Source organism: Pseudomonas sp. 2822-15 (assembly GCF_002742515.1).
Lineage (GTDB): Bacteria > Pseudomonadota > Gammaproteobacteria > Pseudomonadales > Pseudomonadaceae > Aquipseudomonas > Aquipseudomonas salomonii.
This window is the reverse complement of the sequence record NZ_LJRY01000183.1, coordinates 29057-53416: the sequence shown is the minus strand read 5'-3', so window position 1 is coordinate 53416 and position 24360 is coordinate 29057. Positions and strand designations below refer to the sequence as shown.

At 60.2% G+C, this 24360-nt stretch carries 22 protein-coding genes and 1 tRNA gene; 10 read left to right on the top strand and 13 right to left on the bottom strand.

Annotation, left to right across the window (positions count from 1 at the left end; translation table 11 throughout):
* Positions 1 to 43: 43 nt before the first annotated feature.
* On the bottom strand, positions 44 to 1045 hold the full coding sequence (locus AOA59_RS12370; RefSeq protein WP_099487601.1) for an ABC transporter substrate-binding protein: 1002 nt from the start codon (positions 1043 to 1045) through the stop codon (positions 44 to 46).
* 279 nt (positions 1046 to 1324) lie between these two features.
* Here AOA59_RS12370 and AOA59_RS12365 point away from each other — a divergent pair, with 279 nt between their 5' ends.
* The gene (locus tag AOA59_RS12365) at positions 1325 to 2911 is read left to right on the top strand and encodes an ABC transporter permease (protein ID WP_099487599.1); all 1587 of its coding nucleotides are present in this window, start codon (positions 1325 to 1327) and stop codon (positions 2909 to 2911) included.
* On the top strand, positions 2908 to 3723 hold the full coding sequence (locus AOA59_RS12360; protein ID WP_099487598.1) for an ABC transporter ATP-binding protein: 816 nt from the start codon (positions 2908 to 2910) through the stop codon (positions 3721 to 3723). The genes AOA59_RS12365 and AOA59_RS12360 overlap by 4 nt, the downstream gene beginning before the upstream one ends.
* Here the strand turns inward: AOA59_RS12360 and AOA59_RS12355 are convergent.
* Positions 3710 to 4780 carry a fatty acid desaturase gene (locus AOA59_RS12355; RefSeq protein ID WP_099487596.1) on the bottom strand — a complete coding sequence of 357 codons (1071 nt, stop codon included), beginning with the start codon at positions 4778 to 4780 and terminating at the stop codon, positions 3710 to 3712. The two genes, AOA59_RS12360 and AOA59_RS12355, sit on opposite strands and share 14 nt — an antisense overlap.
* A gap of 101 nt (positions 4781 to 4881) precedes the next feature.
* Between AOA59_RS12355 and AOA59_RS12350 the strand changes: the two genes are divergently transcribed.
* Positions 4882 to 5886, top strand: coding sequence for an AraC family transcriptional regulator (locus AOA59_RS12350; protein WP_099487594.1), 1005 nt, complete (start codon positions 4882 to 4884; stop codon positions 5884 to 5886).
* Positions 5887 to 5970: 84 nt separating this feature from the next.
* Here AOA59_RS12350 and AOA59_RS12345 read toward each other — a convergent pair whose 3' ends face one another.
* On the bottom strand, positions 5971 to 6330 hold the full coding sequence (locus tag AOA59_RS12345) for a response regulator (RefSeq protein ID WP_069786408.1): 360 nt from the start codon (positions 6328 to 6330) through the stop codon (positions 5971 to 5973).
* A 38-nt stretch (positions 6331 to 6368) separates the two neighbouring features.
* Positions 6369 to 7055 carry a Crp/Fnr family transcriptional regulator gene (locus AOA59_RS12340; RefSeq protein ID WP_099487592.1) on the bottom strand — a complete coding sequence of 229 codons (687 nt, stop codon included), beginning with the start codon at positions 7053 to 7055 and terminating at the stop codon, positions 6369 to 6371.
* Positions 7056 to 7138: 83 nt separating this feature from the next.
* On the opposite strand from AOA59_RS12340, the gene AOA59_RS12335 reads away from it, so the two are divergent.
* Positions 7139 to 7666: a DUF962 domain-containing protein gene (locus tag AOA59_RS12335; RefSeq protein WP_099487590.1), complete on the top strand. Its 528-nt coding sequence runs from the start codon at positions 7139 to 7141 to the stop codon at positions 7664 to 7666.
* A gap of 123 nt (positions 7667 to 7789) precedes the next feature.
* On the opposite strand, the gene AOA59_RS12330 is transcribed toward AOA59_RS12335, so the two are convergent.
* The 6 genes from AOA59_RS12330 to dibA form a co-directional block, all read right to left on the bottom strand.
* Entirely contained in the window at positions 7790 to 8770 is a 981-nt protein-coding gene (locus AOA59_RS12330) for a sulfate/molybdate ABC transporter ATP-binding protein (RefSeq protein WP_099487589.1), read from the bottom strand.
* 3 nt (positions 8771 to 8773) lie between these two features.
* Entirely contained in the window at positions 8774 to 9646 is an 873-nt protein-coding gene (gene cysW / locus AOA59_RS12325; protein WP_017136696.1) for a sulfate ABC transporter permease subunit CysW, read from the bottom strand.
* Between the two features lie 13 nt (positions 9647 to 9659).
* Complete coding sequence (gene cysT / locus AOA59_RS12320; protein WP_056858136.1) at positions 9660 to 10478, bottom strand: sulfate ABC transporter permease subunit CysT; 819 nt, start codon at positions 10476 to 10478, stop codon at positions 9660 to 9662.
* 200 nt (positions 10479 to 10678) lie between these two features.
* The gene (locus AOA59_RS12315; protein WP_099487587.1) at positions 10679 to 11689 is read right to left on the bottom strand and encodes a sulfate ABC transporter substrate-binding protein; all 1011 of its coding nucleotides are present in this window, start codon (positions 11687 to 11689) and stop codon (positions 10679 to 10681) included.
* A 74-nt stretch (positions 11690 to 11763) separates the two neighbouring features.
* Complete coding sequence (gene oscA, locus AOA59_RS12310; RefSeq protein ID WP_003170956.1) at positions 11764 to 11946, bottom strand: sulfur starvation response protein OscA; 183 nt, start codon at positions 11944 to 11946, stop codon at positions 11764 to 11766.
* Positions 11947 to 12245: 299 nt separating this feature from the next.
* Positions 12246 to 14159 (bottom strand): phosphodiesterase DibA, encoded by a 1914-nt coding sequence (gene dibA / locus AOA59_RS12305; RefSeq protein WP_099487585.1) that lies wholly within the window; start codon positions 14157 to 14159, stop codon positions 12246 to 12248.
* A gap of 166 nt (positions 14160 to 14325) precedes the next feature.
* Between dibA and desA the strand changes: the two genes are divergently transcribed.
* Entirely contained in the window at positions 14326 to 15510 is a 1185-nt protein-coding gene (gene desA / locus AOA59_RS12300; protein WP_017136693.1) for a delta-9 fatty acid desaturase DesA, read from the top strand.
* A gap of 188 nt (positions 15511 to 15698) precedes the next feature.
* Positions 15699 to 16700: a sensor domain-containing diguanylate cyclase gene (locus AOA59_RS12295; RefSeq protein WP_068933434.1), complete on the top strand. Its 1002-nt coding sequence runs from the start codon at positions 15699 to 15701 to the stop codon at positions 16698 to 16700.
* Between the two features lie 121 nt (positions 16701 to 16821).
* Here the strand turns inward: AOA59_RS12295 and AOA59_RS12290 are convergent, their stop codons facing one another.
* From AOA59_RS12290 to gabD, 3 genes are all read right to left on the bottom strand, one after another.
* On the bottom strand, positions 16822 to 18024 hold the full coding sequence (locus AOA59_RS12290; protein ID WP_099487583.1) for an HDOD domain-containing protein: 1203 nt from the start codon (positions 18022 to 18024) through the stop codon (positions 16822 to 16824).
* 139 nt (positions 18025 to 18163) lie between these two features.
* The gene (gene gabT / locus AOA59_RS12285) at positions 18164 to 19441 is read right to left on the bottom strand and encodes a 4-aminobutyrate--2-oxoglutarate transaminase (RefSeq protein ID WP_099487581.1); all 1278 of its coding nucleotides are present in this window, start codon (positions 19439 to 19441) and stop codon (positions 18164 to 18166) included.
* A 182-nt stretch (positions 19442 to 19623) separates the two neighbouring features.
* Positions 19624 to 21066 carry an NADP-dependent succinate-semialdehyde dehydrogenase gene (gene gabD / locus AOA59_RS12280; protein ID WP_069786413.1) on the bottom strand — a complete coding sequence of 481 codons (1443 nt, stop codon included), beginning with the start codon at positions 21064 to 21066 and terminating at the stop codon, positions 19624 to 19626.
* A gap of 371 nt (positions 21067 to 21437) precedes the next feature.
* Here gabD and AOA59_RS12275 point away from each other — a divergent pair.
* The 4 genes from AOA59_RS12275 (at position 21438) to AOA59_RS12260 (ending at position 24075) form a co-directional block, all read left to right on the top strand.
* Positions 21438 to 21514: transfer RNA gene (locus AOA59_RS12275), tRNA-Arg, on the top strand.
* Positions 21515 to 21681: 167 nt separating this feature from the next.
* On the top strand, positions 21682 to 22917 hold the full coding sequence (locus AOA59_RS12270; protein ID WP_099487580.1) for a tyrosine-type recombinase/integrase: 1236 nt from the start codon (positions 21682 to 21684) through the stop codon (positions 22915 to 22917).
* A gap of 538 nt (positions 22918 to 23455) precedes the next feature.
* The gene (locus AOA59_RS12265; RefSeq protein WP_099487578.1) at positions 23456 to 23773 is read left to right on the top strand and encodes an AlpA family transcriptional regulator; all 318 of its coding nucleotides are present in this window, start codon (positions 23456 to 23458) and stop codon (positions 23771 to 23773) included.
* Positions 23770 to 24075 carry a hypothetical protein gene (locus AOA59_RS12260; RefSeq protein ID WP_099487576.1) on the top strand — a complete coding sequence of 102 codons (306 nt, stop codon included), beginning with the start codon at positions 23770 to 23772 and terminating at the stop codon, positions 24073 to 24075. The genes AOA59_RS12265 and AOA59_RS12260 overlap by 4 nt, the downstream gene beginning before the upstream one ends.
* Positions 24076 to 24360 lie beyond the last annotated feature (285 nt).

The window sequence follows — 24360 nt, the reverse complement described above, 5'->3', positions numbered from 1 at the left end:
AGCTGGCTTGCCTGCGATAGCAATATCCCAGCCACCAAAACACTCAGAGCCCCGCCGCCGCCAGGTTCGGCGCCACCCAGTCACTCACCTGAAACGACTTGCGAATCAGCCGCTCCTTGGACGCCAAGTCCACCGCGCTCTGCAATTTGCCCAGGAACACCGGATCCAGGGTCGCCGGGAAAATCTCGCTGAGCTGTTGGTCTTTCAAGTCGTTGGTCAGGATCACCGACGGATAACTGGCACGCCCCGACACCAGCTCGATATAGGCTTGCTTGTTGCTGTCGGTGGTCAACCACTGCACCGCTTGCTGCTGGGCCTTGAGCAGCTTGGCCACCGCATCAGGGTGTTCGTCGACAAATTGTTTGCTGCCCACCAGCACCGCCTGGACGCTGCCGGCACCGCCGAGGTCCTTGGTGGTGAGCGGTATTTCCGCCAGCCCTTTAGCCTGCAACGCCGTCAGGTTCGAACCGCCCCAGGTCGCATCAATCTGCTTGGCGGCCAATGCCGCACCCGCCGCGTTGAAATCCAGGTTGATGACTTTCAGGTCCTTTTCATTTAAGCCCTGACTGGCTAACGCACTGTCGAACGACAACTGGCTGGCCGTGCCACGGAACACCGCCACACGCTTGCCCTTGAGGTCCTGCAAGCTTTTGATCCCCGAGCCCGGCACCACGCCCAGGTACTGTTTGATGTCACGCGCGCTGGCGCTGAGCAAACGTGTGTCCAGCCCATTGGAGCGACCGATGATCGCCGCCAGATCGCCCAGGTAGGCCAGGTCCACCTGGCCGTTGGCGAAGGCTTCATTGATCACGGGACCGGCGCCCTTGAAGTAATTCCACTGAATCTTGATGCCTTGGTCGGCAAAGGCTTTTTCGAAGATCTGCTGCTCGCGCAAGACATCCGTTATACCGCCGCCGCTGTGCTGGCTGCCGGCACTCAGGTCAGGCACGGCGATGCGGATTTCCTTGAGGTCGGCAGCGTGCACCAACCCGGCCAGGGCGGTGCCCGCGAACAGGCTGATCAGACGTTTGAAGGGCAGTTTCATAAGCGCAGCTCCTGGTGGGCGACGGTCGCCTGGGGAGCAGAAAGTAGGCATAGCCCGAGCAAAACTTTAAATACTATAAATTCACAATTTAATAGCTTTTTGGACTATGCCCGCAGAAACGCTGGCTCCAGCGGCGTATGCATAAACAGCATCAAAAATATTCTTCGAATGCATTGGATGCGTGCCGGGCAGAGGCTTTAAATGATTTTTCTTATCTCACAATCATCTTGATTCCATTTTTATAAGATCGAAATCACATAACGCCGACGGAGGTCAGCCATGGCCCGCACTTCACAGTTGAGCCTGCCGCTTTCAGCCTCTACGCCGCGCTGGCCCTTGCTCGGTGAGCGTCTGCTGCCCTGGCTGTCGCCGCTGGCACTGTTTGCGCTGTGGTGGTTGGCCAGCCGTCATCAGTGGATGAGCGAACAAATTTTGCCCGCACCTTCACTGGTGTGGAGCAGTGCTGTGGAACTGGCCGGCGGTGAATTATGGAGCAACCTGGCGATCAGCTTGCAGCGTTTGTTCTGGGGGCTGCTGGCCGGTATCGGCGCGGGGGCCGTATTGGGTGCGCTATTGGGTTTCAGCGCTCGCGCCGAACGCCTGGTATTCCCCACGTTCAGCGCGTTATCACAAGTGCCGACCCTGGCCTGGATCCCGTTGTTCATGGTGTTTTTCGGCATCGGCGAAACCTTGAAACTGGTGGTACTGGTGAAGGCGATTGTGGTGCCCGTCACCCTGCACACACTGGTCGGCGTGCGTGACGCGCAACCCACTCTGCGTGAAGCCGCCCGCGTACTGCGCCTGCCTACCCACCTGCTGATTCGTCGGTTGATACTGCCCGCTGCATTGCCGGCCTTCATGGCCGGTGTGCGCCTGGCGCTGGCGGCGGGCTGGACCTCGTTGCTGGCCGTGGAGCTGCTGGCGTCCAGCGAAGGCATCGGCTACCTGATGGTCTGGGCGCGCCAGTTGTTCATGCTCGATAGTGTCTTCGTGTGCATCGTGGTCATCGGCGTGCTGGGCGTGGTGATGGATCGCGGCATCGGCTGGCTGGACCGCAAATGGGTGCACTGGCCGCACCCGGCCACCGCGCAGATTCGACGTGGCCCGCGCTATCAAGGGTGGCAACGCCTGCAACCGTGGTTGTTGCCGCTGCTGTTGCTGGCGTTGTGGCAGGTGGCGACGGATCAGGCTTGGGTGGACCCCAATATTCTGGTCAGCCCTTGGGCCGTGCTGCAAACCACCGGTGCGGGTGTGCTGGATGGCAGCCTGTCCGGCGCCTTGGGCAAAAGCCTCGGCCGCACGCTGGGTGGCTTGTTGCTCGGCGGCAGCCTGGGATTTGCCATGGGCCTGTGGCTGGGTTTGTCGCGACGCAGCGAACGAGTACTCGGGCCGACGCTGGCCGCGCTGCGCCAGATCGCGATTTTCGCCTGGGTGCCCTTACTCACCGCCTGGTTCGGCCTGGGTGAATTGGCCAAGTGGGTGTTTATCGCCCTCGCGGCGTTTTTTCCGCTGTTTATCGCCACGCAGCGCAGCGTGTTGAACCTGTCGCCACAGTTGCGTGAAGCCGCGCAAGTGCTGCGCCTGAATCTATTCCAGCGCCTGCGCCGCCTGGTGCTGCCGGGCGCGGCGGCGGGGATCTTCGCCGGCCTGCGCCTGAGCCTGATCTATGCCTGGCTGGGCACCATCGGCGCGGAATATTTCATGCCGTCCAATGGCGGCGTCGGCAGCCTGATGATCGGCGCCCAACAGCTGCTGCGCATGGACCTGATCATGGGCGGCATGTTGCTGGTCGGCCTCACCGGCGCCACGCTCAACCTTATCGGACAACGCATCGAAACCCGCGCCACGCGCTGGAGACACGCATGAACGCACCTATCGTCAGCTTCAACCATGTGGGCAAGACCTTTGACGTCGACGGCTTTGAGCTGGAGGCGATTCGCGAATTCAACCTGGACATTGCCGAAGGCGAGTTTGTGGCGATTGTGGGTTCCAGCGGCTGCGGCAAATCCACCCTGCTGCGCCTGCTGGTGGGGCTGGATACGCAATTTCGTGGCGAGATCCGGGTGGATGGCAAAGCTGTCAGCGGCATCGGCGGCGAGCGGGGCATCGTGTTCCAGGAGCATCGTTTGTTCCCCTGGCTGACCGTCGCAGAAAACATCGGCCTGGGCCTGGTCAACGAGCCGTTGAGCGAGGCCGAGCGCAACCGGCGCATCGGTGACTTTATCGAATTGGTGGGCCTTACCGACTTTACCCGCGCTTACCCGCATCAGCTGTCCGGCGGCATGGCGCAACGTGTGGCTATCGCCCGAGGTCTGGTGGCCAGCCCGCGCATTCTGTTGCTCGACGAGCCGTTCGGCGCCCTCGATGCGCTGACCCGCCAGCAGATGCAGGACGAGTTATTGGCGATCCGCGCCCGCGCCCAAATCACCACGGTGCTGGTGACCCACGATGTGGAAGAAGCGATCTTCCTCGCCGACCGCGTGGTGGTGATGGAGCCGCGACCCGGGCGGATCAAGCAGGTGGTGGACATCGCCCTGCCCCATCCGCGCCAGCGCAGCAGATTCGAGTTCCACCAACTGCGCGAAGAACTGCTGCATGAGCTGATCAGCGACGACCACTATCAGCCGCCGTTGCGCGAACAGATTCGCGACCTGCCGCTGGCGTTTATTGCTTGCTGAACGCCAGTTCGGCGTCCGGCCGTTCCTGGCGTTCAAGCCGATTGGCGCGGGTAAACGTACCGATATCATTGAAGCGCACGCCCATCTCGCGCATCACCAGGTGGGCGACCTTGGCGGTCATCTGGCGGATGTAAAACGGCTCCTTCACCACAAAATGGTGGATGCCGTGAGTGCTGCCGAAGTTGAAGCAGAACGCCTGCAACGGCCACATCCACCACGGGTTGAGCACCTGGGTTTGCTGGATCACGTTGCCCAGTTCCACATCACCGTAATAGTGCATGTTGGAGCTGACAAAATGCAGGCAAAAGGTGCGCAGCACGTTAGGGCCGATGATCACCACGGCGGCGATATCAATCACCTGCATCATCTGCAAGGTACCGGCGGACCACTGGATTGGCACGCCCATCAGGCTGGCGATGCCATTGGCGGCATGAAAGCCCAGGAACACATACCACGCGCCCCAATGCAGCAGCGCCAGCGGTGCGTAGACCAGCAGCGAGCGTTTGAGGATCTTGAGTTTGTGACGCCAGGTTTTGGCCCGCAGCATGCGGATAAACGCCGACATCACGTTATCGCCCACCATCAGCAACCGCGCGAACCCCCAGGGCTCGCCATTGGTGATGGCGCGCTCTTCCATATCGGTTTCGGTGCCGGACACCTTGTGGTGGTTAAGGTGCAAGTGCCGACGAATCCACGGGTTGATGGTGCTCGGCCGCGCCAGCCACACCAGCCCCATCATCAGGTTGTGCGGCACGCGTTGCTTGCGAAAATACATGCTGTGGATCAGGTCATGTTCCAGCTCGTGGGTCAGCGACGCGAGGAAGGCATTGAGCAGCAGGCACGCCCACCAAGCCATATGGCCGGTGATGTAGAGCGCCGCCGAGCCGAGCATGCCGAGCAAGGCAAAGGCCAGGATACCCGCGCCCAAAGCGTCCTGATGCAATAGCCAGGGGTGCTGTTGGCGCAACCGCACGCCTTCGGCGAGCACCACTTCACGGATTTTTGCCGAGCGCTGTTGCGCGTTCATCTGTTGGGGACTTGCAGAAGTACCGTCCATGCTCCCATCCTCTTGTTAAGTGATACGTCCATCCTGCCCCACGCGATCGGGCGGGACGCTAGCCCCGGACGCCAACCTGTTGACCGCAAGCGCCAATCACCATGACTGAACCCACCTCCCTCGCCAGCTGGACCCGCGCCCTGCGCAAGCAGCTCGACGCCCTGAACCTGGACAGCGCCGCGCTGTGCATCGAGGCCGGGCTCGACCCGCAGCAGATGGACGACCCGAATGCGCGTTACCCGCTGTCGGCCACCACGCGCCTGTGGGCGCTGGCAGTGCAGGCCAGTGGCGACCCGGCGATCGGCTTGCGCGTGTCGCGGTTTGTGAGCCCGACCACCTTTCATGCGTTGGGTTATGCACTGGTGGCCAGCGGCAGCCTGCGTGAGGTGTTCGAACGCATCGTGCGGTATCACCAGGTGGTCAGCGATGCCCTGACCCTGGAGCTTAGCGGAGATGGCGAGCGTTACCGCTTTCGTCTGCTGCAACCTGCGGACAGTCCGGCACCCGCGCTGGAAGCGATTGATGCGTTTGCAGCGATCTATGTGCGCACCTGCCGTAATCGCCTGGGCCGTGACTACGCGCCGTTGGCGGTGTACCTGCGGCGGCCGGAACCGGCGGATCCAAAACCCTGGCACACGGTATTTCGCGCACCGGTGTTTTTCGATGCAGAGGAAGACCGCCTTGAATTTTCCGCCCAGGACTTCGACAGCCACCTGGACGACGCCAACCCGGAGTTGGCCGAGCACAATGAAACCGTACTCAAGCGCACCCTGGCCCAACTGCAACCGCTGACGTGGGAGCGCAAGGTGCGCGCGGCCATCGAGGCCCAACTGCCCGAGGGTGAGCCGAGCGCCGAGCGCATCGCCCAGGCGTTGCACCTGAGCCTGCGCAGCCTGCAGCGGCATCTGGCGGATGAAGGCTGTCGGTTTGATGCGTTGCTCAACGAGTGCCGCGAGAACCTGGCCCTGCTGCACTTGCGCGATCCGCACTGCTCATTGGCCGAGATCAGTTATTTGCTTGGGTTTGCCGATACCAGCAGTTTCAGCCGCGCGTTCAAACGCTGGACGGGGATGACGCCGGGGCAGTTTCGCGATGGGTTGCGTTAGGTCGGGCCTCATCGCAGGCAAGCCAGCTCCCACAGGGGAATGCATTCCAACTGTGGGAGCTGGCTTGCCTGCGAGAGCGGTGGCTCAGCGACCACGCCGCAAGAGTTTTTTCACCCGCGCGACAAGCACCTTGGCATCAAACGGCTTGAGCAAATAATCATCCTCATGCAGTTCCAACCCACGCAAGCGGTCTTCAATCCCGCCCGGCGTGGTCAGGAACAACATCGGCGTCTCACCCTTCAACCGAATCGCCTGCTGCAACTTCCAGGCATTCAGGCCCGGCAGCATCACATCCAGGATCACCAGGTCGTACTCAGTGCTTTCAACCAGGCGCAACGCCGCCATGCCATTGGCCGCGACTTCGACGCTGTAACTGGCCTCGTTCAAGCCCTGGGCCATCCGCTGTGCCTCTTCGGATTCATGTTCCACTAACAGCACGCGCATAACACACCTCGATTAATCAGGTTTGCAGGCTAACACCCTCAGGTGTGCGCCGCCTCACGCAGTCGCCGGGCATCGAGGATTTCGATCTCGCCGTAACCCAGGCGCACGATGCCTTGGGCCTGCAGGTCCTTGAGCAAGGCGTTGGTGGTCTGGCGTGACAAGCTCAACATGGCGGCCAGGTCTTCCTGGGGCAGTTGCAGCACGCTTTTTGAAGACTCGGCCTCGCCGTAACCCTCGACGATCATCAACAACCGATGCGCCAGGCGCACCGAGGCTGGCATCAGGCTCAGTTGCTCGATATTGATAAAACTCAGGCGCAGCTTCTGGCTCATCAATAACGCCAGATCACGCCAGTACTGCGGGCTTTCATTGAGAATATTCAGCAGCGCATGTTGCGGCACCTGCAGCAGCGTGCACGGGCCGACGGCGCAGGCGTCGTGGGTACGCGGCAGGCCATCGAACAGGCAAATTTCACCCAGCCAAAAGGGTGATTCCACCAGACTCAACAGGGCTTCCTTGCCGTGCTCATTCACCGCGCTGATGCGCAAGGCGCCGTCGAGCACCGCGTACAGGCCACAGGGCGGGTCGCCACGCTTGAACAGGGTTTGCCCCGCCGCCAGCTGCCGCTGCCGTGCGTGGGCCAGCAGGCTATGCTGAAAAGGCGCAGGCAGGTGGCTGAACCAGTGGCCGGTGGCCAAGCGAGTACGCCATTTCTCTGTGTCCATGAGCACTCCGAAGATTGTCGCCCAGTTGACAGTCAATCCCAGGCTGGCAGGGCATGATCAAGCATCCTACAGGAGGAACAACAATGAAAAGCCTCGTCGACCACCTCAGCCAATACGCCGCCTACCACCGCGACCCGCGCAATATCGCCAGCCACTTTATCGGCATCCCGCTGATCGTCGTCGCCGTGGCGGTGCTGTTGTCGCGCCCCGAATGGGCGGTCGGCAGCCTGTGGATATCTCCGGCGGTGGTACTCGCGTTGTTGTCGGCGTGGTTTTACCTGCGCCTGGAACTGGCGTTGGGCGTGCTGATGACGGTACTGATGGGCTTGTCGGTGTGGGCCGGGCACGAGCTGGCGGCGCAGAGCACACTGGTGTGGCTGAGCAGCGGCATCGGGATGTTTGTGGTGGGCTGGGTGATTCAGTTTGTCGGGCACTACTACGAAGGCAAGAAGCCGGCGTTTGTGGATGATGTGTCGGGGCTGATTGTAGGGCCGTTGTTTGTGGTGGCGGAGTTGGCGTTTTTGCTGGGGTTGCGGCATGAACTTAAAGAGCAGATTGAGCAGCGCTCGGGGCCGGTAACACGCCGTGATCTGGAGCCGAGAAAGGTTTGAATGTGGGAGCTGGCTTGCCTGCGATACAGGCACCTCGGTGTGTCAGTCACACCGCAGTGATGCTATCGCAGGCAAGCCAGCTCCCACATGAGCCCTGTTTGCACATTGGGTTTGGCGTTGGGGTCAGGCTTTTTGCCAGACCTTGGGCTTGAAGAACAAGGTTTCGCCACGCGCCAAACCCGTCAGGCTGTCGTGGTCTTTGACCACTTCGGCCTCGATCAGCTCGCTTTGGCCTTCGACCTTCAGCGTTACCCGTGTGGTGGCGCCGAGTGGGCGAATATCGCGTACTTGCGCCGCGTGGTGGTCTTCCAGCTCATGGCGTGACAGCGACACTTCGTGCGGGCGGAACAGCACGTGCTTGTCTTCGCCCACGTGCAGGCGGTTGGAATCGCCCAGGAAGTGATAGACAAAATCGCTGGCCGGGTTTTCGTAGACTTCGCCCGGTGAGCCGATCTGCTCGATCACGCCCTTGTTCATCACCACGATACGGTCGGCGACTTCCATGGCCTCTTCCTGGTCGTGGGTCACGAACACCGAGGTGAGGTTGATGTCTTCGTGCAGGCGCGCCAGCCAGCGGCGCAGCTCTTTACGCACCTTGGCGTCGAGGGCGCCGAAGGGTTCGTCCAGCAGCAGCACTTTGGGTTCTACCGCCAGGGCGCGGGCCAGGGCGATACGCTGGCGCTGGCCGCCGGAGAGTTGTTCCGGGTAGCGATCCGACAGCCAATCAAGCTGCACCATGTTCAGCAATTCATGCACTTTGACCGCAATCTGGCTTTCGCTCGGGCGCTGGTTTTTCGGCTTCATGCGCAGGCCGAAGGCAACGTTGTCGAACACGGTCATGTGGCGGAACAACGCGTAGTGCTGGAACACAAAGCCGACGTTGCGATCCCGCACGTCGTGGCCGGACACGTCTTCACCGTGGAACACGATGCTGCCGTCATCCGGGGTTTCCAGGCCGGCGATGATGCGCAGCAAGGTGGTCTTGCCGCAGCCGGACGGGCCCAGCAACGCCACCAGCTCGCCACTCTGGATGTCCAGATTGATGCTGTTCAGGGCCTTGAAGGCGTTGAAGTTCTTGCTGACATTACGGACTTCGATCGACATGACTTATTCCTCACCGGCGCTGTTGCGCAGGCGGTTGATACGGTTCTCGCTCCACTGCTTGAGCAGCAGGATGAAGAGCGCCAGGATCAGCAACAGGCTCGCGACGGCAAACGCGGCGACATGGTTGTATTCGTTGTAGAGGATCTCGACGTGCAGCGGCAAGGTGTTGGTCACGCCGCGAATGTGGCCGGACACCACCGACACCGCGCCGAACTCACCCATGGCCCGCGCGGTACACAGCACCACGCCGTAGATCAGGCCCCACTTGATGTTCGGCACGGTCACGTGCCAGAACATCTGCCAGCCGTTGGCGCCCAGCAGGCGTGCGGCTTCTTCTTCCTGGGTGCCCTGCTCCTGCATCAGCGGGATCAGCTCACGAGCCACGAACGGCACCGTCACGAAGATGGTCGCCAGCACAATGCCCGGCAAGGCGAACACGATTTGGATGTCATGGTCTTGCAGCCACGGGCCGAAGAAGCCCTGGGCACCGAACATCAGCACGTAGACCAGGCCCGCGATCACCGGCGACACCGAGAACGGCAGGTCGATCAGCGTGACCAGAATGCTCTTGCCACGGAACGAGTACTTGCTCACACACCACGCGGCGCTGACGCCAAACACCAGGTTGAGCGGCACCGAAATCACCACGGCGATCACTGTGAGCTTGAGTGCCGACAGCGCGTCCGGCTCAAGGATCGCCGTGAAGAACGCGCCGAGGCCATTCTTCAAACCCTGGGACACCACGATAAACAGCGGCAGCAGCAGGAACAGCGCGAACACCAGCCAGCCCAGTGTGATCAGGATGCGACGCGACACCGCGCTGCCACGACGGGCAGCGTTGGCCGAGGACGCAGCGGAAATAGACGATTGGGACATGTTCCGCGCCTCCTTATGGGGTTTCGATGCGCCGCTGCAGCAAGTTGATCAGCAGCAGCAGGACAAAGGAAACCACCAGCATCATCACGCCGATGGCGGTGGCGCCGGTGTAGTCGTATTGGTCGAGCTTGACCATGATCAGCAACGGCAGAATCTCGGTTTTCATCGGCATGTTGCCGGCGATGAAGATCACCGAACCGTACTCACCCACGCCTCGGGCAAACGCCAGCGCGAAGCCGGTCAGCCAGGCGGGCAGCAATGCGGGTACGAGAATGTAGCGGAACACCTGCAAAGGCTTGGCGCCCAGGCAGGCGGCGGCTTCTTCGATCTCACGCGGGATATCGGCGAGCACCGGCTGCACCGTGCGCACCACGAAGGGCAAGGTCACGAAGGTCAGTGCGAGGGTGATGCCGAGTGGGGTGTAGGCGATTTTAAAGCCCAGGTCGGTTGCGAACTGCCCGACCAGACCGGCCGGAGCGTATAGCGCGGTGAGCGCGATACCGGCCACGGCGGTGGGCAGGGCAAACGGCAAGTCGATCATTGCATCGATGATCTTGCGACCGGGGAAGGTGTAACGCACCAGCACCCAGGCCAGCAGTGTGCCGATCACGCCGTTGATGATCGCCGCGACGAACGCGGTGCCGAAGCTCAGTTTCAACGCCGCCAGCACCCTCGGTGCGGTAATGATGGCCCAGAACTGATCCCAAGTGAGTTGAGCGGCATGTACAAACATCGCCGCCAGGGGGATGAGTACGATCAGGCTGAGGTACACCACGGTGTAGCCCAGCGTCAGCCCGAAGCCGGGTATGACGGGGGAAATACGACGCGACATAAGAGTCCTTGGTTAGCGGGTAGATACCACTGCAGGAGCGAGCTTTCTGTGGGGGCTGGTTCTACTGTGGGAGCCGGGCTTGCCCGCGATGCAGGCACCTCGGTGTGTCAGACACACTGCGGTGATGCTATCGCAGGCAAGCCAGCTCCCACACAAGCCCAGAGCCTATAGAAAGTCAGGCTCCTACAGTTTAATTTGGCTTACTGCGCCGTGTAGATCTGGTCGAACACGCCACCGTCGTTAAAGAATTTCGGCTGGGCAGTTTTCCAGCCGCCGAAGTCTTTGTCGATAGTCACCAGGTCCAGTTTCGGGAACTGCTGGGCGTATTTGGCGGCAACTTTTGCATCGCGTGGGCGGTAGAAGTTCTTCGCCGCAATCTCCTGACCCGCCGGGCTGTACAGGTGCTTGAGGTATTCGGTGGCGATCTCGGTATTGCCCTTTTTCTCGGCGTTTTTGTCGACCACGGCAACCGGCGGCTCCGCGAGGATCGACAGGGACGGCACAACGATATCGAACTTGTCGGCACCACCATCTTCTTTAAGTGCCAGGAACGCCTCGTTTTCCCACGCCAGCAACACGTCACCCTGACCGTTGTTGACGAAGGTGATGGTCGAACCGCGAGCACCGGTGTCGAGGATCGGCACGTGCTTGAACAGCTCTTTTACGTATTCCTGCGCCTTGGCTTCGCTGCCGCCGGATTTAAGGCCGTAGGCCCACGCGGCGAGGAAGTTCCAGCGCGCACCGCCGGAGGTTTTCGGGTTAGGCGTGATCACGGAAACGTCTTTCTTGATCAGGTCGCCCCAGTCCTTGATGCCTTTTGGGTTGCCCTTGCGCACCAGGAACACGATGGTCGAGGTGTACGGGGTGCTCGCATCCGGCAGGCGGGTTTGCCAGTTTTCCGGCAGGGTCTTGCCCAGTTTGGCGATTTCGTCGATGTCGCCGGCCAGGGCCAGGGTCACCACGTCGGCGCGCAGACCGTCGATCACCGCCCGGCCTTGCTTGCCCGAGCCGCCATGGGATTGCTGGATCTTGACGTTGTCGCCAGGGTGGGCCTGTTTCCAGTAGCTGGTGAACTCAGCGTTGTAGTCCTGGTACAGCTCACGGGTCGGGTCATACGAGACATTGAGCAACTCGTAGTCCTTGGCAACGGCGGAACCGGCAAACACGGCGCTGGCCAGTGCGGCCAGGGCGTAACGGCGAATCGACGACATAGAAGCTCCTGAAATTCTTGGGTGTTGGCTTTTTCTTATAGTTGCGGGTCCAGCATGCGAATCGCCGTCGGTGCTTAGCTCGGTTTGTTACCGGGGTTCTGCAAACGGAATTTTTCCTTGCGTTCGATCTGCACCACTTGGGCGTTATGCACCGTGATTTCCACCGCGCCAAACCGCAGGTCGCGCAAGGCGCTCTGGATCTCACGCAAAATGGCTGCTTCGTCCTGGCCGTCGACGCTACGTAGAGATGCGCTCATGGTCTCGCTCCTGAAATGAATAGTGCCCGGCAGTGGCGGCACTGCTTGCGGCGTGAGGGCGATAGTAGATAAGCGCGGATATTCTTAAAAATACTATTTAAGAATGTTTATATAACCAGAAAGAATTTTCTGACAGGACGTGGGGTTGCGCGGGTTTTGGCCTGGAAAATACTGCTACCCAGGCACCGCTGAACCCTGTGGGAGCCGGGCTTGCCCGCGATGACGGTGTGTCAGGCACTGATGTTTCGACTGATACTGCCTCATCGCGGGCAAGCCCGGCTCCCACATTGGCCTGTATTTCACATGCGGATAGCGGGTGACCTGGCCCAATCCATTTCTTGCGCCGGCACCGGCCGGCCAAACCAATACCCTTGGCCCAAATCACACTCCTGCTCCAACAAAAACCGCGCCTGCTCCACCTGTTCAATGCCTTCGGCGTGAACCTGCATGCCCATGCTTTTTGCCAAGGCGATCACCACGCGCACAATCGCGGCGTCGTCCTCATCCCACGGCAACCCGGCGACAAAACCCTGGTCGATCTTGAGCTTCTGCACCGGCAGGCGCTTGAGGCGCAGCAGTGACGAATAACCGGTGCCAAAGTCGTCGATCGCCAGGCGCAAGCCCAGCTCGCGCAGGCGGTGCAGTTGTTCAAGGGCCACTTCCGGGTCTTCCATCACCGCGCTTTCGGTGACTTCAAGTTCCAGATAAGCCGGATCCAGGCCGGTGGTGTGCAGCACCTGGGCGACTTGCTCATACAGCTCACGCCGGGCAAACAAACGGCTGGAGACGTTCACCGCAATAAAGCTCAACGGCGCGCCATCGGCCAGCCATTGGCCCATCTGGCGGCAGGCCTGGTCCATCACCCAGGCATCGATATCGGCAATCAGCCCGGTGCGCTCGGCAATCGGGATAAATTCGCCCGGCGGCACCAGGCCGCGTTCCGGGTGTTGCCAGCGCACCAGGGCTTCGACGCCGACCAGGCGGCTGCCTTGCAGGTCGTGCACGGGCTGGTAATACACACGCAGCTCTTGCTGATCGAGGGCGCGGCGCAATTCGCTGGCGATTTCCACGCGGTGCTGGGCGTGGGCGGTCAGTTCTTCGGTGTACAGCGCATAACCTTCACGACCGGCGCTCTTGGCTTTGAACAGTGCGGAGTCGGCATTGCGCAGCAGTTGTTCGGCGCTCAGGGCATCACTGGGAAACAGGCTGATGCCGATGCTGGCGCTGATAAACAACTGGTTGCCGTCGAACACAAACGGCTCTTTCATCGCATCGAGCATACGCTGCGCCAGCGCGGCAGCCTGAACCACCTGTGGACAACTTTCCGCCAGCACGGCGAACTCATCGCCGCCGAGGCGCGCCAGGGTCACGCCGGGGCCGAACAGGCCTTTCAGCCGCTCGCCGACGGCCTTGAGCAACTGGTCACCGACGTTATGGCCGAGGCTGTCGTTGATGATTTTGAAGTGGTCCAGGTCCATCAACAGCAACGCGCAGCCGCGCTTGTGCACTTGCGCCGAGGCCAGCGCCTGCTCGGCACGATCGGTAAAGAGCAGGCGGTTGGGCAGGTCGGTGAGCGGGTCGTGGTGGGCCAGGTGCGCCAGTTCGTGCTCGGAGTCTTTGATGGCGCTGATGTCGGAAAACACCGCAACATAATGGCTGACCTGGCCCTGGTCATTGTGGATAACCCGGATGGTTTGCCACTGTGGATAAATCTCGCCGCTTTTGCGCCGGTTCCAGATTTCGCCGCTCCATTCGCCTGTGCGCTCGAGGGTCTGGAACACCTGTTGATAAAAATTCGACGAATGGCGCCCGGACTTGAACAGGCTCGGCCGTTGGCCCATTACGTCCTCACGGCTGTAACCGGTGATCTCCATGAACGCGCGGTTCACATGCACGATCAGCCCCTGGGCGTCGGTGACCAGCACGCCTTCACGGGTGCAATCGAACACGGCGGCGGCCTGTTGCAGGCGTTCGCGGTTTTCTTTCAAGGGTTGCTGCAGCCGGTGGGTGCGGGCAAAACGGGCACAGATCAGGTAAATGACCAGCGCGCTGAGGGCCACCCATACATAGCCGCGCACCTGCAGCCAGTGCCCTAACTGCCATGGGTCATCGAGAAAGTTGATCAATAGGTGATTGCTGAGCTGGAGCCACACAATGGAAATCAGCAGGTATACCAGCCCCGCACGCAGGGCGCCTCGGTATGAAAACAGCATATGGTCAGTAATCCTTACCCAAAAAACAAAATCGCCCTACAAAGGCTGCGGATTATAGAATAAGAAACATCCAGTCACTCCTATCTGAAAGGGCGGCTGGTTTTCTCTGTAGGCTTAGTGATAATGCGTGAGCTGTTTTTTTCTTTATCTGAGGGCCATACAGCCTATGTGGTACAACGGTTTTCTTGACCTGTCAGCCTGGCAACTGGTGGCAGTCACGCTGTTGATGACCCACGTGACCATTGTTGGGGTCACGGTCTATCTGCACCGTTATTCAGCCCATCGCTCCCTGGAGCTCAATGCCGGCCTGAAACACTTCTTCCGCTTCTGGCTGTGGCTGACCACGGCGCAGAACACCCGCGAGTGGACCGCCATCCACCGCAAACACCACGCCAAGTGCGAAACCGTCGACGACCCGCACAGTCCGGTGATCAAGGGTTTGTCCACCGTGCTGCGCAAAGGCGCCGAGCTGTACCGCGCCGAGGCCGAGAACCCCGAGACCCTGCGCATCTACGGCAAAAACTGCCCGGACGACTGGATCGAACGCAAAATCTACACGCCTTACCCGCTGCTGGGCGTGGCGATCATGGGCGTCATCGACCTGCTGCTGTTCGGCACCATCGGCATCACCATCTGGGCGATCCAGATGATGTGGATCCCGTTCTGGGCTGCCGGCGTCATCAACGGCCTGGGCCATGCGGTCGGTTATCGCAACTTCGAGTGCCGTGACGCCGCCACCAACCTGGTGCCGTGGGGCATCATCGTCGGCGGTGAAGAGCTACACAACAACCACCACACCTACCCGAACTCGGCCAAGCTGTCGGTGAAAAAGTGGGAATTCGACCTGGGTTGGGCATGGATCAAAGTGTTCAGCTTCCTGCGCCTGGCCAAGGTGCAACGCGTTGCACCGATTGCCCACCGCGTCGAGGGCAAAGGCCACCTGGACATGGACACCGCCATGGCGATCCTCAACAACCGCTTCCAGATCATGGCCCAGTACCGCAAGTTGGTGATCGGCCCGCTGGTCAAGCAGGAGCTGGAAAAGGTCGATCATTCGGTGCGCCACCAGTTCCACCGTGCCAAGCGCCTGCTGTCGCGTGAAACCAGCCTGCTGGATGACCGCCACCACGTGCGCATCCAGAGCATGCTCGAACACAGCCACGCGTTGACCGTGATCTACGAGAAGCGCCTGGCGCTGCAACAGATCTGGCTGAAGACCAGCACCAATGGCCACGACATGTTGGCGGCAATCAAGGAATGGGTGCATGAGGCTGAGGCCAGCGGCATTCAGTCCCTGCGCGATTTTGCCCACCAGTTGAAGACCTACTCGCTGCGCCCTGCAGCGGTCTGACAGGCCGGCTTGTTGTAGTGAGCGGGCACGCCCGCTCACTACATACTGGTTTCTGACGCCATTTCTTAGTCAGCCCGTTCACGGAACTTCACTGCAAATCCCCTCTCTCAAGGAACACTTCGCCATCATGGTGGCCCTTGTACTGACCGCTGCTCCATCCTGCGGCGAGCCCAGAGAGAGTTGTGCCGATGGTTCCCGAAAAGCCCTATTCAACCGATGCCCCTGTCGCTGAGCACCCACGCCCGGCTGCGGCGGCCACCCTGCTGGCGCTGATGCATGCCCAGGGTGAAGTCGAACGGCTGAGTGAGCGCGAACAACTGCTCAGTTCACTGCTGGTCAGCGTGAATGCCGTGCTGTGGGCCATCGACTGGGAAACCCGGCGTGTGCTGTACGTGAGCCCGGCCTACGAGCGGGTATTTGGCCGATCCGCCGGTTTACTGCTCGCCGACCACCGCGAATGGCGCAACAGCATTCACCCCGAAGACCTCGACTACGCCGAACACAGCCTGGCCCGCGTGATGGAAGACGGCGCCGTGGAGGACCGCGAGTACCGCATCATCACCGCCGACGGTCAGATTCGCTGGTTGAGCGACAAGTGTTACATCAACCAACAGGTCGAACCCGGCAAGCCGGTGATTGTGGTCGGCATGGCCGAAGACATCACCGAAAAAAAGCACATGGAGTTGGAGCTGCACCGACTCGCCACCACTGATGTGCTGACCCAAAGCAGCAACCGCAGGCACTTTTTCGAGTGCGCCAACCAGGCGTTCGACAGCGCCTGCGCCCAAGGCGCCCCACTGGCGTTCCTGCTGCTGGACATCGATGACTTCAAAGACGTCAACGACAGCTACGGCCACCTGGAAGGCGATCAGGTGTTGCGGCGTATCGCCGAGAGCGGTCGCGGCGTACTGCGCCGTGGCGACCTGTTCGGACGCATTGGCGGCGAAGAGTTCGCCGCCGTACTGCCTGGCTGTGCCCCGCAGATGGCGTTACAGGTGGCCGAGCGGCTGGGCAAGGAAATCCAGGCCCTGAGTTTCAGCTTTGAAGGCCGAGACTTTACCGTGACCGTCAGCCAAGGCCTGGCCAACCTGCGCGAAGACGACTCAACCCTGGACAGCCTGTTCGCACGGGCCGACGCCGCGATGTACGAGGCCAAGCGCCAAGGCAAAAACCGCGTCATAGAGGGCTAGCACTCGATCAAAATGTGGGAGCGGGCTTGCTCGCGAATGCGGTGTGCCAGCCACCGAAAATATTGACTGATCCACCGCATTCGCGAGCAAGCCCGCTCCCACATGGGTTCCTCGCTGCCAGCTAGGCCTTGCGCACCCGCGTCAGCTCCGACAAGCCCACCTTGAGCAGCCGCGCCGTCTTGCTCTTGGCCAGCGCTTCCAACCCTTCATGCTCGGTCAATCGCGCCATTTGCGCCGCCAGGTTCACCACCAGCGCGTCGCGCGAATACACCCCGCCTTCAAGTGAGTAGGTCGCTGCAATCAACTGCCGCAACTCCAGCGGCAAGCGCCAGCGCGTGCGCAACGCCGAACCGTAAGCGGCGCCGAAGGTGAACAGGGATTCGCCAATCACTTCGTCATCCAGCGCCCCGCCACCCAGGCGCCAGTCTTCCAGGCAGCGCAACAACGCCAAATCACCCAGCCGATGCAGGATGCCGGCGCAGTAACAGCGTTCGTGATCCAGCTCCAACATGCGCGCCAGGCGGCGTCCATAGTCGGCGGTGTCCTGGGACAACTGCCAGTGGCGCTCGGCGTAGGCCACCAGCGCCGGGTCACCCAGCACCACGTTGTGCTTGAGCGCCAGGCCCAGAATCAGATTCATGCTCTGCCCGGCGGCGAGCTTTTGCAGTGCCGCGGCCAGGGTCTGCACCGGCGTGCCGTGATGCCCGGCGCTGTTGGCGGCGGCGATCAGTACAGCAGTGATTTGCGGGTCGGTTTTTACCTGTTCTTCAAGTTGCCTGAGGTCCAGGCCGTCCGGCGCCAGGCTGTGTTGCACGGCGGCCTTCACATCGACCCGCAGCGGCGCGCCATCGCAGACGTCGCGGCGGCGTTCCAGAAACATTGGCAAGGCCATACCCGGGGCCAGCGGCGGTATCTCGCAATACACACTTTCGCCTTCATTGAGCAGCAGGTCTTGCAGGCGCTGGGTCAGGCCTTCCATGTTCAGGGGTTTGGTCAGATATGCCGTGGGCGCCAGGGGCAAGGCTTCGCGCACGCTGGCGCTGTCATTGCGATTGCTCAGCAGAATAAACGGCAGCGAACGGTGCTTCTGGCGCACGCTGCGCAGCAGGCTCAAGCCGTCGATGCCCGGCAACTCCCAATCGGCCAGGATCAGGTCGTAGGTTTTGTCTCGCAACAGCGTGGCCGCTTCCTGGCCATCGGCACACACATCCAGCCGCGCGTCACAGCGCACATTCAACAACACTTGCTTGAGCAGGTCCCGCGACCAAGGGTCCGCCTCGGCAATTAACACGCGGGGTACAGCGGGTAAATCAACAGCAGTCATCCAGCACGCTCCATCGGCAATGCTTGCACCTTAGTCAATCACCCCGCCTGCGTACAATGAACATGGCCTGAATGTGCTGCAGCGGGCACAAAAAAACCCGCCGAGGCGGGTTTTTTCTGTCGATCAGGTCAAGCGCCGCTTACAGCTCGGAGAAGCACTCTTCGATGATCGCCAAACCTTTGTCCAACTGCTCGTCCGGCGAGGTCAGCGGCACCAGTACGCGCAACACGTTGCCGTAGGTGCCGCAAGACAGCAGGATCAGGCCCTTGTCACGCGCCTTGGCCACCACGGAAGCCACGGCAGCCGCGTTCGGCTTGTGGCTGTCGCCATCTTCGAACAGCTCCACCGCGATCATCGCGCCCAAGGCACGCACTTCACCGATCACCGGGTACTTGGCTTGAATGGCTTTGAGGCCCGTCACCAAGCGCTCGCCAACCGACTTGCAGCGGTCCAGCAGGTGCTCTTCTTCGAACACTTCCATCACCGCCAGCGCAGCCGCGCAAGCAATCGGGCTACCGGCATAAGTGCCGCCCAGGCCGCCTGGCGCAATGGCGTCCATGTATTCAGCCTTGCCGCACACACCGGCCAACGGGAAGCCGCCAGCGATGGATTTGGCGAAAGTGGTCAGGTCGGCAGCCACGCCCATCTGTTCCATGGCAAAGAACGTACCGGTACGGCCGGCACCGGTTTGCACTTCGTCGGCGATCAGCAGGATGCCGTGCTTGTCGCACAGTTCGCGCAGGCGCTTCATGAAGGATTTAGGCGCGACGTAGAAACCGCCTTCGCCCTGCACCGGCTCGATGATGATGGCAGCGATATCACGCGGCTCGGCATCGTTTTTGAAGATGCGCTCGATGCTGGCGATGGCATCGTCATCGCTCACGCCGTGCAGTTCGTTCGGGAACAGTGCGCGGAACACGCCGCCTGGCATCAGGCCCATGCCGGCCGAGTACGGCACGACTTTACCGGTCAGTCCCAAGGTCATCATGGTGCGGCCGTGGTAAGCGCCGGTAAACGCGATTACGCCAGCACGGCCAGTGGCGGCGCGGGCGATTTTCACGGCGTTTTCGACCGCTTCGGAACCGGTGGTGACCAGCAGGGTTTTCTTGGCGAAATCACCTGGCACCTTGGCATTGATTTTTTCACACAGCTCCACGTACGGCTCGTAGGCCAGTACCTGGAAGCAGGTGTGAGTCAGCTTGTTCAGTTGCTCGGTCACGGCCGCGATGATTTTCGGGTGCACGTGGCCGGTGTTCAACACGGCGATACCGCCGGCGAAGTCGATGAACTCGCGACCTTCAACGTCGGTCACGGTGGCGTTCTTCGCGGATTCGGCGAAGATCGGGTGAATCTGGCCCACACCGCGCGGCACAGCGGCCTCGCGGCGTTTCATCAGGGATGCGTTGGTCTTGCTCATAAAGTCCTCATTCGCCACTCATCGGGTGGCGTGGTCCAAGGAATACGTGGCGGGGAGGCAACTACGGCAGCATGCGATGATCGACTGCCACAGCTTTCCCGGCCACTACGAATAACGTCTTGAAACACGCAAAGGGTCAGCGCTCTCGTGCCCTCTGCGTTTGCTGCAATCTCGTGCCGAGCTTAGATGCCCAGGCAGAGGTATTTGATTTCCAGGTAATCCTCGATCCCGTACTTGGAGCCTTCACGGCCCAGGCCCGAAGCCTTGATGCCGCCGAATGGCGCCACTTCGTTGGAGATCAACCCGGTATTGACGCCAACCATGCCGTATTCCAGCGCTTCAGCCACACGGAACACACGGCCCAGGTCGCGGGCATAGAAATAGGAAGCCAGGCCGAACTCGGTGTCGTTGGACATCGCGATCACTTCGGCTTCATCTTTGAAGCGGAACAGCGGCGCCAATGGCCCGAAGGTTTCTTCCTTGGCGACCGCAGCATCTTTGGGCACGTTGACCAGAATGGTCGGCTCAAAGAAGTTGCCTTCCATCACCTTGCCGCCGGCCAGCAGCTTGGCGCCTTTGCTCAGGGCATCGGCGATGTGTTCCTGAACCTTGGCCACGGCTTTTTCGTCGATCAGCGGGCCAGTGGTGGTGCCTTCTTCCAGACCGTTGCCGATCTTGAGTTTGGCCACGGCCACTTTGAGTTTTTCGGCGAACGCGTCGTACACCGAATCCTGGATGTACAGGCGGTTGGCACACACGCAGGTCTGGCCGTTGTTGCGGTACTTGGAGATGATCGCGCCTTCGACGGCCTTATCCAGGTCGGCGTCGTCGAACACGATAAACGGCGCGTTGCCGCCCAGTTCCAGCGAGACTTTCTTGATGTCCTTGGCGCATTCGGCCATCAACTGGCGACCGATTTCGGTGGAGCCGGTGAAGGACAATTTACGCACGATCGGGTTGCTGGTCAGCTCGCTGCCGATATCACCGGCGCTGCCGGAAACCACGCTGAACACGCCGTTTGGAATGCCCGCACGCTGGGCCAGCTCAGCCAGGGCGAACGCCGAAAACGGCGTTTGCGAAGCCGGCTTGAGCACCATGGTGCAACCGGCGGCCAGGGCCGGGCCGGCTTTACGGGTGATCATCGCAGCCGGGAAGTTCCACGGCGTGATGGCCGCGGTAACGCCGATCGGTTGCTTGATCACGATCAGGCGCTTGTCCGGCTGGTGGCCAGGAATCACATCACCGTAGACGCGCTTGGCCTCTTCGGCGAACCACTCGATAAAGGAAGCGGCGTAGACGATTTCGCCTTTGGCTTCGGCCAACGGCTTGCCCTGCTCCAGGGTCATCAGGCGCGCCAGGTCGTCCTGGTTCTCGATGATCAGCTCGAACCAGCGACGCAGCTTGTTGGCGCGGTCCTTGGCGGTGAGTGCACGCCAGGCCGGCAGGGCCTTGTCGGCGGCTTCGATGGCACGGCGGGTTTCAGCCGCGCCCATCTTCGGCACGGTGCCGAGAATTTCGCCCGTGGCCGGGTTATTGACCTTGATGGTTTGACCATTGTCCGCATCGACCCAAGCGCCATCGATAAAGGCTTGTTGGCGGAACAACTGGGTATCTTTGAGCTGCATGTCGGCTTTCCTTAACAGCACCGCGCGCACGCGGAGCGAATTAGAGTTGTTGAAAGGCGCCTTGTGGGCTGCCGTCAGGGAAATCAGCCCCAGCACGCGAGATAAGTAAAATAGCGCACGGGAGACAGAGCGTTTGAAATCTCAAACGAATCCTAGGATCAATGGGGGTACAGGGCAATAGCCTGTTCGAAAAAAAGAACGAAAACGGCGCATTTGCCGAATCTTTCTGATCAACGTGTTTCGGCCGGGTTCCAACGTATTGATCACTGGTAGCCGGTGTAGAGCCTCTTGGCAGCAAATTCCTACCCATAAACGGCCAAAGACCAGCATGGACGCCCAAGGTCGACATGGGTATGATGTCGCCCGCACAAGCATCCGTAGCTCAGCTGGATAGAGTACTGCCCTCCGAAGGCAGGGGTCGTGGGTTCGAATCCCGCCGGGTGCACCATATAGCAGTCTCAGGCTGTCTCAGACAGTCTACGAAACACCCCAAGAAGCCCGCCCCGTGCGGGCTTTCTTGTTTCTGGCTATCCATCCCTGTCTACCCCTATAACTTCCCGCCGTGTATGCCCACGTGTATGCTTTGAGATTCCTATAACCGGAGGCATACAGGAAGTGAAGCGCACTGAAATCAAACGCCGCCCCTTAGCAGACACCACCCTTGCAGGCCTGGAGCCAGAGAGCGCTACGTATCGTGAGCAGGACGGGAATGGCCTGTACTTCCGGGTGAAACCTAACGGGCAAAAATCGTGGGAGCTGCGCTACAAAAAGCCAGACGGGAAATGGTCGTGGCTGGGCCTAGGCGGCTACCCCGATATCAGTGGCTCATTGGCGAGACAGAAAGCAGCTCAACTGCGGGAAGACGCATCGACCGGCAAAAATCCACTAGTGAGCAAGCAAGCTCGCAAGGTTGCCGACCAGGTTGCTGCCAACAACACTTTTGAGGCGTTAGGCCGTGAGTGGTTTGAAGCCAGACGCACAAGCTGGGAAGCAGGTACGTCCCGACGAGTGCTGGGAGCATTGGAGCTTCATGTGTTCCCTGTCTTCGGCAAGCGCGTGTACACAGAAATATTGCCCCTGGAATGGATGGAGTTTCTACGTGGCATGGAACAGAAGGGGATCATTGAACAAATGGGCCGAGTTCGTGCCTTTTGCAAAGAGATCTATGACCTGGCCCGCGTAACAGGACGGGCCTTCCACAACCCCCTTGAAGGTCTCAACAAATTCCTGCAATCACGTAGTGCTGAAAACTATGCGCACGTTTCGATTGAAGAACTGCCTGCGCTACTTCGAGCGATCAACTCCTACCCTCACGCAAAGGACGTTCGCATAGGGCTTCGCTTGCTTTCCTTATTAGCATCGCGCCCGAGCGAGATCCGAGAAGCACGCTGGTCAGAAATCGACCTCTCCAAAAAGCTATGGACGATCCCAGCCGAGCGAATGAAACGTCGTCGCGAACATGTGGTTCCCCTCTCTCGGCAGGCGATCGAAGCGCTCACTGAGTTACGAACACTTACAGGTGCGTACTCTCTCCTATTTCCGGGCAGGAAAGACAGGACAATCCCCCGTAGTAACACCGTCTTTCTAATGGCGCTCCGCAGACTGGGATATGCCGGTCGGCAAACAGGCCACGGCTTTCGTCACATTGCGAGCACCATACTCAATGAGCAGGGTTTCGATGAGAATCACATTGAGGCCCAGCTCTCTCATGCAAAGGAGGGTATTGCTGGGGTCTATAACAAAGCGGTGTACCTGCCTCAGCGCAGAGTAATGATGCAGTGGTACGCCGATCACCTTGATGCCCTAGTGAGTGGAAATGTGGTGCAGGGCCAATTTGGAAAGGCAGTATGAGAGCACATACCCAGCCCCCTCCAAAACCGGTGTAACGGGTGTTACTCGTGTAACGCCACTCGCCAAGTGCCCGGATTCATTGGCTTTCACGCCCGTTACACAGTTGAGCGACATAGCGTACATCCGATGTAACGCTGCCCCAACGTGTAACGCAAAAGACAGCGCTCAAGCACTGCGGGCAGGCGTTTTTCGCCCGAGCCTACCAAGCGACCTTCGCTGGCTCCGCCCTTCAAGCGCAGGGCGTGGGACTTTCGGTTACACAGCGCCTGAGGCACTTGGCAATGACTGATCGCCAAACCGTATTGCATTCGGCGCTAAGCAGCGGCCTGCTCAAATCTCTCTCAGCGCAACCGCTCTATAGTTGCTGACGCCTGCCACCTGATCGACCAATGCTAGCTGCGCAATTACTAAACCGCCGCGTTCACCCTGCGTTGCACCCATATTGACTACACATTGACCGGTCTAGGGGAAAAGTAGTTTTCTTCATCTAGATAAATGTATAGATAGATACCCCTGTATCCATAACCAGGGGTCATCCATGAATGTTCATAACTGCAAGTCCGCAAATCCCACCGAAATCCGCTCTTACGAAACAAGAGATCTGAACGCCAAGCGAACCAGTCATTTTGCCGCAGATCCTTCAGCAATTCTGATCCGCATGCCGGAAGTAATGGCCATCGTTGGGTTAGCGCGCCCAACGATTTACAAACTAATGCAGCAAGCGGATAGCGGCTTCCCACTTCCAGTAAAACTCAGCGCTAGTAACGCCCGTAGCGCTCCCGTCGCATGGGTACTGGCTGAAGTTTTAGATTGGACGCGTGCACGAATCGCAGCTCGAGACAGGGTGGCGGCATGACGAACCGTATCGCCACTAAGGTCATTTTGCAGCCCTTCTCTGTACTCAGAAAAGTCGGTTTCTCGTCACGATGGATGCAACGTTTTGAGCGCCACAGAACGCAACAAAAACGCCTGAATCGAGTAGTTGTAGTCATGCGATGGGCAGACGGCACCTGGTGTGCACTTTCAGTACCCAGCGAAGCCCCGCGTGCAGTGATCGTGGATGAAGGGCAACAAATCGATGCTTACGAAGATGCACGATCTTGCCTCGACGGCGACTTTCTCCCACTGCTCTCCCTGCGCTGGGAAGTCCATGCCTGAAACGAAAACGCCCCCGGCGGCAACCGGAGGCGTTGAGGTAAATCTACATGTCTGACCAATTTATGCCCCATCGAAAAAATCCGCAAGCGATCCGCACGGTTGCACTTTCAAAAAACCGACGTTACTCTCTGGCCGTCGTTGCAAATTCAACGACCGGGTTTAGCGGCCCGAGCACATACAGGCGCACAAGCGCTTCCGACTCGATTGCATGCGCTTTTTTTGTGCCTGCGACTCTCGTTTATGGTGGCTGTGCGTGGGAGACCTTCAGGTCTGCCGGGGTCCTGT